The sequence below is a fragment of the Streptomyces sp. NPDC020742 genome (assembly GCF_040641675.1).
Lineage (GTDB): Bacteria > Actinomycetota > Actinomycetes > Streptomycetales > Streptomycetaceae > Streptomyces.
Genome location: NZ_JBFAEA010000014.1, coordinates 149,886 through 165,743 on the forward strand (window position 1 = coordinate 149,886; position 15,858 = coordinate 165,743).

Consider the following 15,858-nt stretch of genomic DNA (forward strand, 5'->3'; position numbering starts at 1 on the left):
GCGCCGCCCCGTGCTGAATCACGGGGCGGCGCGGGCGTACGGCGTCCGGGCCCTCCGGGGCCGGCCGGTCCCGGTCAGGCGGCCAGTGCGGCGCGTCCCGCCAGGACGATGCGGGCCTGTTCGGCGATCCGGCGCCCGAGGTGCTCGGCGGTGGCGACATCGGCCTTGTGGACGCCCTCGGGGCCCTGGTCGTTGGGGGACTGGGCGGCCGCGCCCAGGAAGAAGCCCAGGCGGTTCAGGTCGTTCTCGGAGGCGGTGGAGGAGTTCCAGCCCGGGAGCAGGTTGAGGCCGACCCAGGTCATGCCGTGCTGGGCGGCGAGCACGGTGAAGAACTGCAGGGTGTGCAGCTTGTCGCCGCTCTTGGAGGCGGAGTTGGTGAAGCCGGCGGCGAGCTTGTCCTGCCAGGCCCGGGTGGCCCAGCGGGCCGAGGTCGCCTCGGCGAAGACGTGGAAGGCGCCGGAGGCGGTGCCCATGTAGGTCGGGGAGCCGAAGACGATCGCGTCGGAGGCGTCGAGCTGCGCCCACTGTGCGTCGGTGATCTCGTCGACCTTGATCAGGTGGACGGTGGCACCCGCCTCGGCGGCGCCGGCCCGCACCGCCTCGGCCAGTACGGCGGTGTGCCCGTAGCCGGAGTGGTAGGCGAGGGAGACGACGGGGGCGGGCAGGGCAGGGCTGGTCATGGCGAGGCTCCTCATGGTGATGGGTCCCGGGCGGTCGACATCCGGGGGTGTGCGCCGGTCGCGGCGACGAGAGAAAGAGAAGCACTAACTTTTAGAAAGCGCAACCCACTGGTTAGCGCTACCCGGAGGTATGGTGACCCCATGGCGACCGAGACCACCCCCAGCACCGCCGAGGACTCCGCCCCCGGCTGTCCGGACGACCTGGCCTTCGATGTGTTCGCGCGGGACTGCCCCTCCCGGGACGCGCTGAAGCACATCACCGACCGGTGGGGCAGCCTGACGCTGGGCGCGCTGCTCGACGGGACGTTCCGCTTCAACGAACTGCGCCGCCGGGTGGCGGGCGTCAGCGAGAAGATGCTGGCCCAGACGCTGCACGCACTGGAGCGGGACGGACTCGTGCACCGCGAGGCGCAGCAGACCAACCCGCCCCGGGTGGATTACGCGCTCACCCCGCTCGGGCTCCAGGTGGCCGGCCGGCTGCGGTCCCTGATCGACCTGGTGGAGGACCGGATGCCCCAGGTGATAGCCGCACGGGAGCGCTACGACGCCGAGCGCGGCGAGGGGTGAGCGGGGTGCGTCGCGCCGCGTGCCGGCCGCGCCGCGCTCAGCCCCGCGGCGGCCGCTGGCAGCGCGGGCAGAAGTAGCTGGAGCGGTTCATCCAGGGGCGGCGGCGGATCGGGGTGCCGCAGCGGCGGCAGGGCTCGTCCTCGCGCCCGTAGGCGTCCAGGGAGCGTTCGAAGTAGCCCGACTCGCCGTTGACGTTGACGTAGAGGCTGTCGAAGCTGGTCCCGCCGACGGCGAGCGCCTCGTTCATCACCTCCCGGATGTGGCCGAGCAGTTCGGCGGTGCGCGGGCGGGTGAAGGTCGCCGTGGGCCGGTCGTAGTGCAGCTTGCTGCGCCACAGCGCCTCGTCGGCGTAGATGTTGCCGACGCCGCTGATCAGCGTCTGGTCCAGCAGGGCCCGCTTGACGGTGGTCCGGCAGCGGCGCAGCGCATCGTGGAAGGCCGTGTCGTCGAAGGCCGGGTCGAGCGGATCGCGGGCGATGTGCGCGATGACGTCGGGCAGGTGGTCGGGGTCGCCGGGCACCGTGTCGTGCAGCGAGAGACCGCCGAAGGTGCGCTGATCGACGAAGCGGAGCTCGGTGTCCACGGCGTCGTCGAAGCGGATCCGGATGCGCAGGTGCTTCTCGTCGGGGGCGCCGTGCGGCTGCACCAGCAGCTGTCCGCTCATCCCGAGGTGGGCGAGGATCGCCAGGCCGTGGGTGACGGAGGGGGTGACCAGGGGGGCAATGCCCTCGGCGGCGGTCTGCGCGGCCGGCCCCCCGCCGGTCACCGGCAGCCAGAGGTACTTGCCGCGCCGTCGGGCCGTACCGAGCCGCAGCCCCTTGAGCCGGGCGGCGAAGTCGGCCGCCCCGGCCGTGTGCCGGCGGACCGACCGCGGATGGCACACCTCGACGGCGTCGATCGTCCGGCCGCTGACCCAGCGCTCCAGTCCACGGCGGACGACCTCGACCTCGGGCAGCTCGGGCACAGCGGGACTCCTCGGGACGGCGGGGCGGCAGGGGCGCCAGGGGCGGGAAAGACTTCTGACCCCGGACGGGGCGGCGTGGGGCCGCCCCGCACGGGGTCAGAAGCCGTCGTTCAGTGCGCCGACGACGAGGTGTCGCCGGCGGCCGGAGCCGAGCCGTCGGAGGCCGGCGACGTAGCGTCGCCCACCGCCTTGGCCGCCTCGTCCGCCGCGGCGCGGATCGCGCGCCACGCGGACTCGGCCGCCTGCTGCTCGGCTTCCTTCTTGCTGCGGCCGGTGCCGGTGCCGTACGAGACACCACCGACGCGGGCGGCAGCAGTAAAGGTCTTCTCGTGGTCCGGACCGGTCTCGGTCACCAGGTACTCCGGAACACCGAGACCCTCGGTCGCGGTGAGCTCCTGGAGGCTGGTCTTCCAGTCCAGGCCCGCGCCCAGGCTAGAGGACTTCTCGATGAGCGGATCGAAGAGCCGGTGCACCAGCTCGGCGGCCGCATCGAGGCCCTGATCGAGATAGACCGCGCCGATCACTGCTTCCAGTGTGTCGGCGAGGATGGATGCCTTGTCCCGGCCGCCCGTGCCCTCTTCGCCCCTGCCGAGGCGGATGAAGGCGCCGAGGTCGAGGCCGCGGCCCACCCCGGCGAGTGCGCGCGAGTTGACCACCGCGGCCCGGAGCTTGGCCAGCTGGCCCTCCGGGAGGTCCGGGTGGATCCGGTACAGCGTGTCGGTGACCACCAGGCCGAGCACCGAGTCCCCGAGGAACTCCAGCCGCTCGTTGGTGGGTAGACCGCCGTTCTCGTACGCGAACGAGCGGTGCGTCAGCGCACGCACCAGAAGGGCGGTCTCGAGCTTGTACCCGAGCCGCCCTTCCAGAAGCGTGTGAGACGAGGCCGTGTCCGCCGGAGTCGGTTCATCCCCGCGTTTGCGGGAAGTCGCGTTGGCGTCTGACATAGAGCCTGTCACCAGCCGCTCAGACCTCGAGGACCTGGCGCTTGTTGTAGGTGCCGCAGCTCGGGCACGCGATGTGCTGCTGCTTCGGCTCGTGGCAGCGCTCGCACGCCACCAGGGTGGGGACCGCAGCCTTCCACTGCGACCGGCGGTGGCGCGTGTTGCTGCGCGACATCTTCCGCTTCGGAACAGCCACGGCTACTTCTCCTGAGGTTCATCCCCGCCGTCGCGGGGTGCGTTGTCCTTCTCGCCGTCCTTGACGGTCTCGGCGAGTCCCTGCAGTGCCGCCCAACGGATGTCGACGGCATCGTGGTGGTGGTCCGGGTCGTCCGCCAGCCGCACTCCGCAATCGGAGCACAGGCCCGGGCAGTCGTCCTGGCACACCGGCTGCATCGGCAGTGCAAGCACCACCGCGTCACGCAGCACCGGTTCGAGGTCGAACAGGTCGTCCTCGAGGAAGAGGGTGTCCTCCTCGTCCTCGACGTCCTCGCCGGCGTCCTTGTCATGGACGTGGGCATCGGCGTCGGGATAGGCGAACAGCTCCTGGAAGTCGCTGTCGAGCTCTCGCTCCAGCGGCTCCAGACACCTTACGCACTCCCCCTTGACGGTTGCACGGCCGGTGCCTGTGACAAGCACCCCGTCCATGACCGACTCCAGGCGGAGCTCCAGCTCGATCGGGGCACCCTCGGGCACACCGATGACCTCGTTGCCGAGGTTCCGGGGAGCCTCGACGGAGCGGGAGACCCTCTTGAGCGCACCGGGACGACGGCCGAGCTCACGCGTATCGAACACGAGAGGGGAACGGTGGTCGAGGCGGGCGTTGATGGCTTCCTGCTTTCTACGGGGTCTGCACGCCGCCCGGGTCCCACAGGTGCATCCCACCTGGGCAATCCACCTGTGCAATTCGGGCAGCAAAGATCGCGAGGATACGCGCGACCGAAGAGCCAGGATACTGGACGGGCCCCGTTAGGCCCAATCCGCTCCCGGCCACCGCGCACTTCCCGCCGGCGGAGCCGTCTACGGGCGGCCTTCCTCGTACTGCCGCAGCTGATCCAGGTCGATCATGCTGGTGTCGAAGAGGCTGGTCTCGTCGAGCGCTCCGGGCTGGGCGGAGTGGCCGTGCGGGGCGTGCTGGGGCTGCTGGGGCACCTGCGGCTGGAGGTAGCCGTTGGGGTCGTAGCCCTGCTGTTGTGCCTGCTGTGCCTGCTGTGCCTGCTGTGCCTGCTGCCAGTCGTAGCCGTACGGATCCTGGTGCTGGGCGTACGAGACCTGCTGGGGCTGCTGGGCTTGCTGGGCCTGCTGGTAGCCGTAGGCGTCCTGCTGCTGGTAGGCCGCCTGGGCCGCGTAGTAGTCCTGCTGCGGGTGTTCCTGGGGCGGAGCCTGGGGCATCGGGGGCACCTGGGGCGCGGGCTGCGGGTCCCGGTCGGCGCCGATGCCCGCCAGTTCGGCCAGGTACTCGGCGTCCGCCTGCAGCTGGCCGGAGCCCGCCCCCTGCTGGCCCGCGGTGGCCAGATGGGCGGCGAGCTCGTCGATCGCCTGGGCGCCCTGGAGCTTGTCGCGACCCCGACCGACCGCCTCCAGCGTCTTGGTCAGCACGGCCTGGAACGCCCCGAACTTGGCGTCCACATAGGCGTCGGCGCGCTGCCGGAGGGTCTCCGGGTCGGCGCTGCGCTCGGGGGGCTGGGTACCGTCCTCGTCCGGGTACGCCTGCCCCTCCAAACCCGGGTCGCGGCCGAGCAGCTTCTCCCGGCCGCGGTCGACCGAGCCGATGGTCTTGGTGAGCACGACCTCGAAGTTGGCGAGCTTGCTGTCGACGTAGTCGTCGGCCTCGGCGCGGATCTCCTCCGCCTCCCGGCGGGCCTCGGCGAGGATCCGGTCGGCCTCGTCCTGGGACTGCCGGGCGACCTCGGTGTCGGAGATCAGCGAGCCGCGCTGGGCGTGCGCGGACTCGATGATCCGCTCCGCCTCGGCCCGCGCCTGCTCGACCATCTGCTCCCGCCCGCCGATCAGCTCCTGCGCCTGTGCGAGGGAGCCCGGCAGCGCCGCGCGCACCTCCTCCAGCTGGGCGAGCAGCTCGGCGCGGTTGACCACGCACGAGGCCGACATGGGCATGGACCGGGCGCCGGCGATGGTCGCGACGATGTCGTCGAGCTTCTTCTGCACGTCCACCTTGGACTCGCCACTCTCTGAAGGGTTGGAACGACGGAACGGATCGACTGTACGTCCATGAGCCCTCCCCCCGACACCAACTGACGCACCGTCAGCTGGTGTCCGCGGTCGGTGCGCCGTGAACCGGGTCAGTCCTTGTTGCGCAGCCGCTCGGTGAGCGCTTCGAGGACGAACGGCGGGACGAGGTGGGAGACATCGCCGCCCCAGGCAGCGACCTCCTTCACCAGGCTGGAGGACAGGAAGCTGTAGGTGGGGTTGGTGGGGACGAAGAGGGTCTCCACACCGGAGAGGCCGTTGTTCATCTGGGCCATCTGCAGCTCGTAGTCGAAGTCGCTGACGGCGCGCAGCCCCTTGACGATCGCGGGGATGTCGCGCTGCTTGCAGAAGTCGACGAGCAGGCCGTGGAAGGCCTCGACCTCGACGTTGCCGTACTCGGCGGTGGCCCGGCGGATGAGGTCGATCCGCTCGTCGACCGTGAACAGCCCCTTCTTGGACTGATTGATCATCACGGCCACATGGACGACGTCGTACAGCTTGGAGGCACGGGCGATGATGTCCAGGTGCCCGTTGGTGATGGGGTCGAAGGACCCCGGACAGACGGCGCGGCGCAACTTCGGTTCCTCGCTCTCCGATCGGGTCATGACACGCTTGTTGACGTCGATTCGGCGGACGTCGAAGCGGCGCGACCGTACCAAAGCGTCCCCTCGCCGTAGCGACGGGCCTTGATCGCTTCAAAACCGTCCGGCCACAGGAACGTGCCGCCTCGGGTGCTCCGCTCCACGGTGACGAGTGCCTGCTCCGCTAGCCACCCCTGACCACGGAGTGTGAGCAGGATCTCGCACAGATCCTGGTCGGTGACCGCGTACGGCGGGTCCAGGAAGACGATGTCGTAGGGCTCGCCCGGAGCGGGGGCGGCGGCGGTCTGCTCGGCCTTGCCGGCCCGGACCTCGGCGCCCGGGAGGCCGACCGCGCGGACGTTGTCCCGGATCGTGCGCACCGCGCGGGCATCGGCCTCGACCAGCAGCACCTGGGCGGCGCCGCGGGAGAGGGCCTCTAGGCCGACGGCGCCGGAGCCGCCGTAGAGGTCGAGCACCCGGGCGCCGGCCAGCGGTCCGTCGAGCGACTCCCAGGTGGAGAACATCCCTTCGCGGGCCCGGTCGGAGGTGGGGCGGGTGCCGTTCCCCGGTGGTACGGCCAGGCGGCGGCCGCCGGCCCTACCGGCGATCACGCGGGTCATGGGCCCGTCCTTACGTTGCGCATGCTGAGTGTGGGGCGGAGCCGGTCGGGCTCCGCCCTCCACGATATTCCGTCGTACCGGCGCGAGCGCCCGCCCGTGGCGCCCCGGTGACGCCCGGGCCGGTGACCGATCTCACGTCGCGGCCCGCTCCGCCGCGGCTGCCTCAGCCCTTGTCCAGGTACTGCTCCCGCTCCTCGTCCAGCAGGGCCGCCAACACGGTCCGCAGCTCCGGATAGCCGGTCAGCTCGGGGTCCTCGGTGACCAGCGCGGTGGCCTCCTCACGGGCGGCGGCGATGACCTCCTCGTCGTCGATGACCGCGAGCATCCGCAGCGAGGAGCGGACACCGGACTGCGCCTGGCCCAGGACGTCGCCCTCGCGCCGCTGCTCCAGGTCGATCCGGGAGAGCTCGAAGCCGTCGAGGGTGCCGGCCACGGCGGCGAGCCGGGCGCGGGCCGGGCTGGCCTCGGGCATCTCGCTGACCAGCAGGCACAGTCCGGGTGCCGAGCCCCGGCCGACCCGGCCGCGGAGCTGGTGCAGCTGGGAGACGCCGAAGCGGTCGGCGTCCATGATCACCATGGTGGTGGCGTTGGGGACGTTCACCCCGACCTCGATGACGGTCGTGGCGACCAGGACGTCCAGTGCACCGGCCGCGAAGGAGCGCATCACCGCGTCCTTGTCGTCCGGCGCCATCCGACCGTGCAGCACCGCCACCCGCAGGCCGGCGAGCGGCCCCTTGGTGAGCTGGTCGGCGATGTCCAGCACCGCGAGCGGGGGCCGCTTCTCCGCCGCGTCCTCCGGTGAACCCTCCTGGGCCGCGGCTCCCTTGGCGGCCGCCGCCCCCTTCTTGGCCCCCTTGGGCGCCTCGTCCTCGTCGTCGCCGATCCGTGGGCACACCACGTAGGCCTGGTGGCCGGCGGCCACCTCCTCACGGACCCGCTCCCAGGCGCGCGCCAGGAAGTGCGGCTTGTCCTGTACGGGCACCACATGGCTGGCGATCGGCGAGCGTCCGGCGGGGAGTTGGTCCAGGACAGAGGTCTCCAGGTCGCCGAAGACGGTCATGGCGACCGTGCGCGGGATGGGCGTCGCGGTCATCACCAGCAGGTGCGGCGTCTGCTTCTCGTGCTGAGAGTGCCCCTTGCCGCGCAGCGCGTCCCGCTGCTCGACGCCGAACCGGTGCTGCTCGTCGACGACCACCAGCCCCAGGTCGTGGAACTGCACCACGTCCTCGATCAGGGCATGGGTGCCCACCACGATCCCGGCCTCGCCTGTGACCAGGTCGAGCAGCGCCTGCCGGCGGGCCGCGGCCCCCATGGAGCCGGTCAGCAGCACCACCTTGGTGCCCTGCTCCGCGCCGCCGAGCATGCCCGCCCGTCGCCCACCGCCACCCTCGGCCGACTGCGCTTCGCGCAGACCCCAGTTTTCGGCCAACTCCCCCATCATCTCGGTGATCGAGCGGTGGTGCTGCTGGGCGAGCACCTCGGTGGGTGCCAGCATCGCGGCCTGGCCCCCGCTGTCGACCACTCCGAGCATGGCGCGCAGCGCGACCATGGTGTTGTGGGTGACCGTGAAGTGGTCGGTCACATAGGCGTGGTCGGGGTGCGCGACGCTGATGCACTGGACCTGCTTGCGGCCCACGTGCTCGATGGCCTGGACGGTACGGCGGAGGCCGCTCCCGTCCTCCTCCGGCAGGGCGACGTGGACGTGGTGTGCCCCGTCCTGGGCGGTGCGCAGGTGGGCGGTGCCGCCCAGGGAGCGCACCAGCCAGGCGACGTCGTCGGCCAGCGGGCGGTGCCCGGCGCGGAAGACCACCCGGTCCCCCGCGGGCCGCCCCCCGGCGTCCAGCAGGCCCCGCAGCACGGCCAGCCGGTCCTTCACCGGGGCGTTGCGGCAGGCGTCCGGCACCCGGTCCTGCGGACCGTGGTCCTCCGCCAGCCGCCGCCCCACCCGGTACGGATCGAGCGGCCGCTCGCCGCCCCCGTCGAGGTCCACCGGGGTGGCCGCCGCGATGGACCACTGGGGCCGGCCGTCAGCCGCCAACAGGTCCGCCCGCAACTCGCGGGTGGTCAGCACCCGCTCGCCGGCCGCACGGGACCCGACGATCCACAGGTGCTCGTCGTCGCACTCGACGGCGCTGCCGTCCGACAGCACCAGCCGCCACACCTCGCGCTCGCCCTGCGGGAAGACGCCGTCCACCACGGCGCGCTCACCGCTGGGCACCACGACCTCCGTGCCGACGGCCATCTCGCCCATGGGCACGAAGCCGCACGGGGTGAGGACAAGAGCGTCCAGCGGCTGTGCCTTGCCGGAGCCCACCTCGCCCTGGAGCAGACGGTGCATCGGGTGTGCGGTGGCCAGGTCGTCGAAGATCTCCCGGCTGACCTTCTGCTGGCCGTCGGTGAGCGTGAAGGGCAGCTTGGCGTCGAACGCATCGAGGATGCCGCCCTTGGTCACCGTCCGTGCCACCGCCGGGAGTTGGGTGTCGGCGCGCCGGCGCCGGGCGAGCGCGACCTGCATCACGAACGCCTCGTCCCACTTCAGCCGGGCCCGCGCATCGGCGACATCGGCCTTGCTGCCCGGCCGGTGGATCTTGAGCAGCGCCTCGGGGAGCTCGACCAGCGCCCGGCCCTGGCGCAGCGCCTGCGGCAGCGGGTCGACGGCGTCCTGGGCACGGGGCAGCACCGCGTCCACCGCCTTGGCGATCTTCCAGGAGGCCATCTGCTGGCAGGCCGGGTAGATCGGCATCAGCTGGTTGGCGAAGGCGTCCACGGCGCCGCTGTCGGCGTCGCCGTCGAGGAGCTGGTACTCGGGGTGGGCCAGCTGGAGTTTGCGGTTGAAGACCGACACCTTGCCGGCGAACATCGCCCGGCGCCCGGGGAGCAACTCCTTGTGCGGCTTGTGGATCCCCTTGCCGAAGAAGACCAGCTGGAGCCGGCCGCTGCCGTCGGTGAGGGTCACTTCGAGCCGCTGGCCCCGGCCGCCGTTGAACTTCAGCACCCGGGCGTCGGCGACCTGCGCGACGACCGTGACGTGTTCGTCCAGCGGAAGGTCCGCGAGGCGGGTCAGCTCACCGCGCTCGGCGTAGCGCCGCGGGTAGTGGTGCAACAGGTCGCCGGCCGTGCGCAGACCGAGGTGTTCGGAGAGCACCTTCGCGGTGGTGCCGCCGAGAATGTTCTTGAGGGGTTCGTCGAGCGCTGCCACGGGTCCATTGCACACCACGGGTGTGACAACGGCGGGTCACCGGCCGTTTTGCCGTGTTCACTGCACGCCGGTTCACTCCACGCCGATGAGCAGCGGCGCGGTGTGCTGGCCGCCCTCGTAGACGACCGTGTCCACGGCGAGGTGCCGCTCGCGGACGTGCCGCTCCAGCCGCTCGGCGAGCGAGGCGGGCGCTTGTGCGCCCAGGACCAGGGTGACCATCTCGCCGCCCGCCGAGAGCATCCGGTCCAGCACCGTGGTCGCGGTGGCGGTGAGGTCCGCGCCGATCACCGCGACATCGCCGTCGATCAGCCCCAGGACGTCCCCGGCCTGGCAGATCCCGGCCATCGTCCACGACTGCCGCTCGGCGACCGCCAGCTCGGCGTAGCGGGTGGCGCCCGCGGCCGCGGTCATCGCGACCACGTCCTCGTCGAAGCTGCGGCCCGGCTCATGCACGGCCAGCGCGGCGATGCCCTGGACGGCGGAGCGGGTGGGGATCAGGGCGACCCGTACGCCCTCGGTGCGGGCCTGCTCGGCGGCGGCCGCTGCGGTGTGCCGGAGTTCGGGGTCGTTGGGCAGCAGCATCACCTCGCGGGCGTGCGCCTGCCGGATCGCCTGGACCAGCTCTCCGCTGGCGGGCGGCTCCCCGGGGCGGACGGAGACCGGGGTGGCGCCGGCCTCGGCGCACAGTCCGGCGAGCCCCGCGCCCGGCACCACGGCGACCACGGCCCGGGCCGCCATCGCCGGTTCCTCGGCGGGGACGGCGCCGGCGAAGTGGGTGATGCGGATCCGGTACGGGCGGCCCGCCTCGATCCCGGCCTCCACGGCGGCGCCGGCGTCGTCGACATGGACGTGGACGTTCCACAGGCCGTCCCCGCCGACCACCACCAGGGAGTCGCCGAGCCCGTCGAGCCGGGCCCGCAGCCGCGCCACCGCGGCGTCCCCGGCCTCCAGCAGGTAGATCACCTCGAAGGCCGGCCCGCCTTCCTGGCGGCACCCCTCGACGGCCGCCCGGGCATCGGTCCCACAGCCGGCCGCCACCGGGAGCGGGGCGTCCGCCCGCAGGGCGACCGGGGTCGTCGAGACCTCCCCGGAGAGCGCGTCGGCGAGCGCGCCCAGCAGGGCGACCAGCCCGCAGCCGCCGGCGTCCACCACGCCCGCCCGGCCCAGCACCGCGAGCTGCCGGGGCGTCGCCGCCAGCGCGCTGCGGGCGCCCTCGTGGGCGGCGCGGGCGATACCGGCGGGGCCGCCGTTCCCACCGGTCCGCTCGGCGGCCTCGGCGGCGGCGGTGGCCACCGTCAGGACCGTGCCCTCCACGGGGTGCGCGACCGCCTCGTACGTCGAGGAGGCGGCCCGGCGCAGCGCCCGGCGCAGCGCATCGGCCGCACCGTCGGCGCCGCCGCCCGCCGCTCCGTCGGCCGCCAGGACCTCGGTCATCCCGCGCAGCAGCTGCGCCAGGATGGTGCCGGAGTTGCCACGGGCCCCGATCAGGGCACCGTGCGCCATGGCGCCGATGGCGTCCGCGAGGGCGGGGGCGGTGCCGGCCGAGGCGTGCCCGTCGAAGGCGGCCTCGACGGCGCGGGCGGCGGATTCCAGCGTCAGGTAGAGGTTGGTGCCGGTGTCCCCGTCGGCCACCGGGTAGACGTTGATCGCGTCGATCCGCTCGCGTTCCCGGCCGAGCGCCTCCAGCGCCAGTCCGCACCAGGAGCGGACCGCGGCGGCGTCGAGCGGGTGGGGCACGTCGTCCTCCTGTGTCACGGGATGCACCGCACAGTAGCCGCGCTCCGGCGGACGGGCCGGGGCGGGGGCCGGGGGTGCGTGGTAGTTTCGCTCTGCGGGAGCGGCCGTTGTATGCTGCTCCGGTTGCCCGATGAAAATCGGGCCATTCCTCTCCTGACGAAGCCGGCCGGGCCATGCACTCGGCTCGTTGGGATTTCACCGTAAGTGCATCTGAAGTCTTTGGAGTGACCCGTGGCTGCCAACTGCGACGTCTGCGGCAAGGGGCCGGGCTTCGGCAAGAGTGTCTCGCACTCGCATCGCCGCACCAACCGTCGTTGGAACCCCAACATCCAGACGGTGCGTGCAGTGATCGGGCGCACGCCGAAGAAGCTGAACGCCTGCACCTCGTGCATCAAGGCCGGCAAGGTCTCGCGCTGACGCCTTAGCCGTAGCGCAGCCCAGCCGGTTGCCCCGAGAGCCGGTCCACCTCCTGGTGGGCCGGCTTTCGCCGTTCCTGCCGCCGGGTGTCCGGTGGTCAGCGGGCACCGCGCAGCCGCCACCCGTGGTCCACCGGGCCGATGCCCGCGCCCAGCCGGAAGCCGGCCGCGAGCGCCCCGGTGACGTACTCCTTGGCCGCCGCCGCGGCCTGCGGGACGGTGTCCCCCTTGGCGAGGTGGGCGGCGAGCGCGCTGGCGAGGGTGCAGCCGGTGCCGTGGGTGTGCCGGTTGTCGTGCCGGGGGGCGCGCAGCCAGTGTTCCTCGGTGCCGTCGGTGAGCAGGTCGACGGCGCTGTCGCCGTCGCCGGCCGTCAGGTGGCCGCCCTTGATCAGCGCCCAGCGCGGTCCGAAGTCCAGGACAGCGGCGGCCGCCCGCCGCATATCGGCCTCCTCGGCGACCCGTACGCCGGTCAGCTGGGCGACCTCGTCCAGGTTCGGGGTGGCGACGGTGGCGGTGGGCAGCAGCCGGGTGCGCACCGCGTCCAGGGCGTCGGCGGCGAGCAGCGGATCGCCGTGCTTGGAGACGCCCACCGGGTCGACGACCACCGGGACGGTCAGTTCGGCGAGGAGTGCGGCGACGGTCCCGACGAGCTCCGCCGAGGAGAGCATCCCGGTCTTGACCGCCTGCACGCCGATGTCGTCGACGACGCTGCGGAACTGGGCCCGGACCGCCTGGGCGGGCAGCTCCCACGCGCCCTGCACCCCCAGCGAGTTCTGGGCGGTGACGGCGGTGAGCACGCTCATGCCGTGGGTGCCCAGCGCCAGCATGGTCTTCAGGTCCGCCTGGATGCCCGCGCCGCCGCCGGAGTCGGAGCCGGCGACGGTCAGGACGCGTGGAGGTATGCGCATACCGGCGAATCTACTCGGCGTCGTCGTTGTCGCCGAAGTGGTCCCAGCCGGCCTTGACCCAGGGGGCGCCGTCCACCGTGACCTGCGGCAGCGCGGACGGGCCGCGCACCTCGCCGATCACCTTCCAGCGGGCGGGCAGCTTCACGTCCGGCGGGAAGGTGGCCACGATCGCGTGGTCCTCGCCGCCGTTGAGCACCCACTGCATGGGGTCCACCCCGACCGCGGTACCGATGTCCGACATCTGCGTGGGGATGTCGATCGCCGCGGAGCGCAGGTCGATCCGGACCTTGCTGGCCTCGGCGATGTGCCCGAGATCGGCGACGAGCCCGTCGCTGACGTCGGTCATGGCCGTGGCGCCGAGGCCGGCCGCCGCCGGGCCCGCGTGGTACGGCGGTTCGGGGCGGCGGTGCGCCTCGACGAAGGCCCGCGGCGAGCGGAAGCCGCGGGAGAGCACCGCGTGCCCGGCCGCGGACCAGCCCAGCCAGCCGGTCACCGCGACCACATCGCCGGGCTGCGCGCCGGCCCGGGTGACCGGCTCCTGGTTGCGCAGGTCGCCGAGCGCGGTGATCGCGACGGTGATGGTGTCGCCGCGTACGACGTCCCCGCCGACCACCGCGGCGCCGGCCACCTGGCACTCGTCCCGCAGCCCGTCCATCAGCTCGTTCGGCCAGGTCGCCGGGAGTTCGGCGGGGACGACCAGGCCGAGCAGGATCGCGGTGGGCACCGCGCCCATCGCCGCGATGTCGGCAAGGTTCTGTGCGGCGGCCTTGCGGCCCACGTCGTACGCCGTCGACCAGTCGCGCCGGAAGTGCCGGCCCTCCAGGAGGACATCGGTGCTGGCGACCACCCTCCGGTCCGGCGCGGTCACCACCGCGGCGTCGTCGCCCGGCCCGATGCGTACCGCCGGAGTGGTGGTGAGCCGGGAGGTGAGCTCCCTGATCAGTCCGAACTCCCCCAGTTCCCCCACGGTGCCCTTCATGATGTTGCCCTTCCCATGTGTACGGACCGTCCGTACGTGGCTGACGAGTGCGGCGTACTTGCGGAGTTCACCGCGCGGGTCTCCCCGCTCCGCACGGTGACGCGGTACCGTGGCGTCCCTTCTTCCCACATGATCCTCGTAGCCGCCCTGGAGGTTCCGTGGTACAGGCCTACATCCTGATCCAGACCGAGGTCGGCAAGGCCTCTGCGGTAGCGGAGGTGATCGCGAGGGTTCCCGGTGTGCTGCAGGCCGAGGATGTGACCGGCCCCTACGACGTCATCGTGCGCGCACAAGCCGAGACCGTCGACGAGCTGGGGCGGATGGTGGTCGCCAAGGTCCAGCAGGTGGAGGGGATCACCCGCACTCTGACCTGCCCGGTCGTTCATCTGTAGCTCCCCCGTATGCTCGGCCGGGTGATCTCTGCGCGCCGCCGGTACCTGGCCCTGCCGTTGCTCACCGCGCTGTTCGGCGCGGTGAGCTGCTCCTCCTCCGAGGACGTCGCCGTGCCCGCTCCGCACGGAGAGGCGGCACAGCACTGCCGGGCGCTCCACAAGGACCTGCCGGGCACCGTGAACGGCCTGAAGCGGGGTACGCCGGAGCCGGTCTCCGACTTCACTGCCATATGGGGCGGTCCTGCCGTGAAACTGCGCTGCGGAGTGCCGAAGCCCGACGTCCTGAGGTACGGGAGTGAACATTACAACCCGAATCCCGACGCGGCGGAAGTCAACGGTGTCCAGTGGCTCTTCGAGAAGCAGGACGACGGTTACCGCTTCACGACCGTGCTGCGCAAGGCCTATGTCGAGGTGACCGTCCCCGGGAAGTACGCCCCCGAGGTCAATGTGCTCACCGACCTCGCGGACGCCGTACGGAAGACCGTGCCCAAGGGGGTCTAGCGCAGCCCGGTGGAGCGCCGCAGCGCGGCCTGCAGGAGCCGGTCGATCAGCTCCGGGTAGCTCACTCCGCTCTCCTGCCACATCCGCGGGTACATCGAGATGGGCGTAAAGCCGGGCAGCGTGTTGACCTCGTTGATCACGAACTCGCCGTCGTCCTGCAGGAAGAAGTCCGCGCGCACCAGGCCCTCGCAGGAGACCGCCTCGAAGGCCGCGACGGCCAGCTCCCGGACCGTGGCGGTCTGCTCGTCGGTGAGCGGGGCCGGCACGATGCCGGCGGCCGAGTCGATGTACTTGGCTTCGAAGTCGTAGAAGTCGTGCGCGCTGACCGGCGGGATCTCGGCCGGCACACTGGCCCGCGGGCCGTCCTCGAACTCCAGCACCCCGCATTCGATCTCCCGGCCGCGCAGCAGTGACTCCACGAGGATCTTGGGGTCGTGCGCGCGGGCCTCCTCGATCGCCTCGTCGAGGCCGGAGAGGTCGTCGACCTTGGTGATGCCGATGGAGGAGCCGGCCCGGGCGGGCTTCACGAAGAGCGGCCAGCCGTGCTCACCGGCGAAGTCCACGATCTTCTTCCGGGCGGCCGCGCCCTTCTCCCCGTTCGGAGCGGTCTGCTCCCACTCGCGGGGACGGATGACCTCGTACGGGCCGACCGGCAGCCCGAAGGAGGCGAACACCCGCTTCATGTACTCCTTGTCCTGGCCCACCGCGGAGGCCAGCACGCCGGCGCCCACGTAGGGGATGCCGGAGAGCTCCAGCAGGCCCTGCAGGGTGCCGTCCTCGCCGTAGGGGCCGTGCAGGACCGGGAAGACCACGTCGACCTCGCCCAGCACCTTGGGCACCGACCCCGGCTCGCTGTAGACCACCTCGCGGTTGGTCGGGTCGACCGGGAGCACCACACCGCCCTCGGTGGACTCGGCGAGCTCGGCCACGCTGGGCAGCCGCCGGTCCGTGATGGCCATCCGCTCGGGGTCGTCGGTGGTCAGCGCCCAGCGGCCGTCGGTGGTGATGCCGATCGGCAGCACGTCGTACTTCTCGCGGTCGATGGCGCGCAGCACGGCTCCGGCGGTGAGTACGGAGATGGCGTGCTCGGAGCTGCGCCCACCGAACACGACGGCGACGCGGGGCTTGTGGGAGGAGGTCTGGCTGCTCATATCGCGTTGAGAGTACC

General features: G+C 72.2%; 17 protein-coding genes. 4 read left to right on the forward strand and 13 right to left on the reverse strand.

The genetic code is table 11. The features are described from left to right. Nucleotides 1–74: 74 nt before the first annotated feature. Nucleotides 75–680, reverse strand: coding sequence for a flavodoxin family protein (locus tag AB0G84_RS23495; RefSeq protein ID WP_361323988.1), 606 nt, complete (start codon nt 678–680; stop codon nt 75–77). Between the two features lie 141 nt (nt 681–821). Here AB0G84_RS23495 and AB0G84_RS23500 point away from each other — a divergent pair, with 141 nt between their 5' ends. Continuing rightward, on the forward strand, nt 822–1,247 hold the full coding sequence (locus tag AB0G84_RS23500; protein WP_361323991.1) for a helix-turn-helix domain-containing protein: 426 nt from the start codon (nt 822–824) through the stop codon (nt 1,245–1,247). A 37-nt stretch (nt 1,248–1,284) separates the two neighbouring features. On the opposite strand, the gene mutM is transcribed toward AB0G84_RS23500, so the two are convergent. The 9 genes from mutM to AB0G84_RS23545 all read right to left on the reverse strand — a co-directional run bounded on the left by mutM (nt 1,285) and on the right by AB0G84_RS23545 (nt 11,494). Next, nucleotides 1,285–2,211, reverse strand: a complete 927-nt coding sequence (mutM, locus tag AB0G84_RS23505; RefSeq protein WP_361323994.1) for a bifunctional DNA-formamidopyrimidine glycosylase/DNA-(apurinic or apyrimidinic site) lyase — start codon at nt 2,209–2,211, stop codon at nt 1,285–1,287. A 110-nt stretch (nt 2,212–2,321) separates the two neighbouring features. Beyond that, nucleotides 2,322–3,155, reverse strand: coding sequence for a ribonuclease III (gene rnc, locus AB0G84_RS23510; protein WP_361323997.1), 834 nt, complete (start codon nt 3,153–3,155; stop codon nt 2,322–2,324). 19 nt (nt 3,156–3,174) lie between these two features. Continuing rightward, the gene (gene rpmF / locus AB0G84_RS23515) at nt 3,175–3,348 is read right to left on the reverse strand and encodes a 50S ribosomal protein L32 (protein ID WP_003951102.1); all 174 of its coding nucleotides are present in this window, start codon (nt 3,346–3,348) and stop codon (nt 3,175–3,177) included. Nucleotides 3,349–3,350: 2 nt separating this feature from the next. Next, complete coding sequence (locus AB0G84_RS23520) at nt 3,351–3,944, reverse strand: YceD family protein (RefSeq protein WP_361324000.1); 594 nt, start codon at nt 3,942–3,944, stop codon at nt 3,351–3,353. Nucleotides 3,945–4,169: 225 nt separating this feature from the next. Beyond that, a complete protein-coding gene (locus AB0G84_RS23525; RefSeq protein ID WP_361324003.1) occupies nt 4,170–5,321 on the reverse strand; it encodes a cell division initiation protein in 1,152 nt (383 codons plus the stop codon). 128 nt (nt 5,322–5,449) lie between these two features. Then, on the reverse strand, nt 5,450–5,932 hold the full coding sequence (gene coaD, locus AB0G84_RS23530) for a pantetheine-phosphate adenylyltransferase (RefSeq protein WP_361324122.1): 483 nt from the start codon (nt 5,930–5,932) through the stop codon (nt 5,450–5,452). Between the two features lie 26 nt (nt 5,933–5,958). Then, nucleotides 5,959–6,558, reverse strand: coding sequence for a 16S rRNA (guanine(966)-N(2))-methyltransferase RsmD (gene rsmD / locus AB0G84_RS23535; RefSeq protein ID WP_361324006.1), 600 nt, complete (start codon nt 6,556–6,558; stop codon nt 5,959–5,961). Nucleotides 6,559–6,721: 163 nt separating this feature from the next. Continuing rightward, nucleotides 6,722–9,757: a helicase-related protein gene (locus AB0G84_RS23540; RefSeq protein ID WP_361324009.1), complete on the reverse strand. Its 3,036-nt coding sequence runs from the start codon at nt 9,755–9,757 to the stop codon at nt 6,722–6,724. A gap of 72 nt (nt 9,758–9,829) precedes the next feature. Then, nucleotides 9,830–11,494, reverse strand: coding sequence for a DAK2 domain-containing protein (locus tag AB0G84_RS23545; RefSeq protein WP_361324125.1), 1,665 nt, complete (start codon nt 11,492–11,494; stop codon nt 9,830–9,832). 231 nt (nt 11,495–11,725) lie between these two features. On the opposite strand from AB0G84_RS23545, the gene rpmB reads away from it, so the two are divergent. Next, the gene (rpmB, locus tag AB0G84_RS23550; protein ID WP_006602870.1) at nt 11,726–11,911 is read left to right on the forward strand and encodes a 50S ribosomal protein L28; all 186 of its coding nucleotides are present in this window, start codon (nt 11,726–11,728) and stop codon (nt 11,909–11,911) included. A 97-nt stretch (nt 11,912–12,008) separates the two neighbouring features. On the opposite strand, the gene thiD is transcribed toward rpmB, so the two are convergent. Together thiD and AB0G84_RS23560 are read right to left on the reverse strand one after the other, a co-directional pair. Further along, complete coding sequence (gene thiD, locus AB0G84_RS23555) at nt 12,009–12,818, reverse strand: bifunctional hydroxymethylpyrimidine kinase/phosphomethylpyrimidine kinase (protein ID WP_361324012.1); 810 nt, start codon at nt 12,816–12,818, stop codon at nt 12,009–12,011. A 10-nt stretch (nt 12,819–12,828) separates the two neighbouring features. Then, nucleotides 12,829–13,797: a thiamine-phosphate kinase gene (locus AB0G84_RS23560; RefSeq protein WP_361324015.1), complete on the reverse strand. Its 969-nt coding sequence runs from the start codon at nt 13,795–13,797 to the stop codon at nt 12,829–12,831. A gap of 158 nt (nt 13,798–13,955) precedes the next feature. On the opposite strand from AB0G84_RS23560, the gene AB0G84_RS23565 reads away from it, so the two are divergent. Next, nucleotides 13,956–14,189 (forward strand): Lrp/AsnC ligand binding domain-containing protein, encoded by a 234-nt coding sequence (locus AB0G84_RS23565; protein ID WP_361324018.1) that lies wholly within the window; start codon nt 13,956–13,958, stop codon nt 14,187–14,189. A gap of 9 nt (nt 14,190–14,198) precedes the next feature. Beyond that, nucleotides 14,199–14,690, forward strand: a complete 492-nt coding sequence (locus tag AB0G84_RS23570) for a DUF3515 domain-containing protein (protein ID WP_361324021.1) — start codon at nt 14,199–14,201, stop codon at nt 14,688–14,690. Here AB0G84_RS23570 and AB0G84_RS23575 read toward each other — a convergent pair. Then, nucleotides 14,687–15,841 (reverse strand): D-alanine--D-alanine ligase family protein, encoded by a 1,155-nt coding sequence (locus AB0G84_RS23575; protein ID WP_361324024.1) that lies wholly within the window; start codon nt 15,839–15,841, stop codon nt 14,687–14,689. The genes AB0G84_RS23570 and AB0G84_RS23575 overlap by 4 nt on opposite strands. Between the last annotated feature and the right edge of the window lie 17 nt (nt 15,842–15,858).

Excerpts from the sequence above, each read along its gene's own strand:
- AB0G84_RS23560 (WP_361324015.1), bottom strand. The coding sequence starts at position 13,797 with ATGAAGGGCACCGTGGGGGAACTGGGGGAGTTCGGACTGATCAGGGAG.
- AB0G84_RS23500 (WP_361323991.1), top strand. The coding sequence starts at position 822 with ATGGCGACCGAGACCACCCCCAGCACCGCCGAGGACTCCGCCCCCGGC.
- rsmD (WP_361324006.1), bottom strand. The coding sequence starts at position 6,558 with ATGACCCGCGTGATCGCCGGTAGGGCCGGCGGCCGCCGCCTGGCCGTA.
- thiD (WP_361324012.1), bottom strand. The coding sequence starts at position 12,818 with ATGCGCATACCTCCACGCGTCCTGACCGTCGCCGGCTCCGACTCCGGC.
- AB0G84_RS23575 (WP_361324024.1), bottom strand. The coding sequence starts at position 15,841 with ATGAGCAGCCAGACCTCCTCCCACAAGCCCCGCGTCGCCGTCGTGTTC.
- AB0G84_RS23495 (WP_361323988.1), bottom strand. The coding sequence starts at position 680 with ATGACCAGCCCTGCCCTGCCCGCCCCCGTCGTCTCCCTCGCCTACCAC.
- AB0G84_RS23570 (WP_361324021.1), top strand. The coding sequence starts at position 14,199 with ATGCTCGGCCGGGTGATCTCTGCGCGCCGCCGGTACCTGGCCCTGCCG.
- rnc (WP_361323997.1), bottom strand. The coding sequence starts at position 3,155 with ATGTCAGACGCCAACGCGACTTCCCGCAAACGCGGGGATGAACCGACT.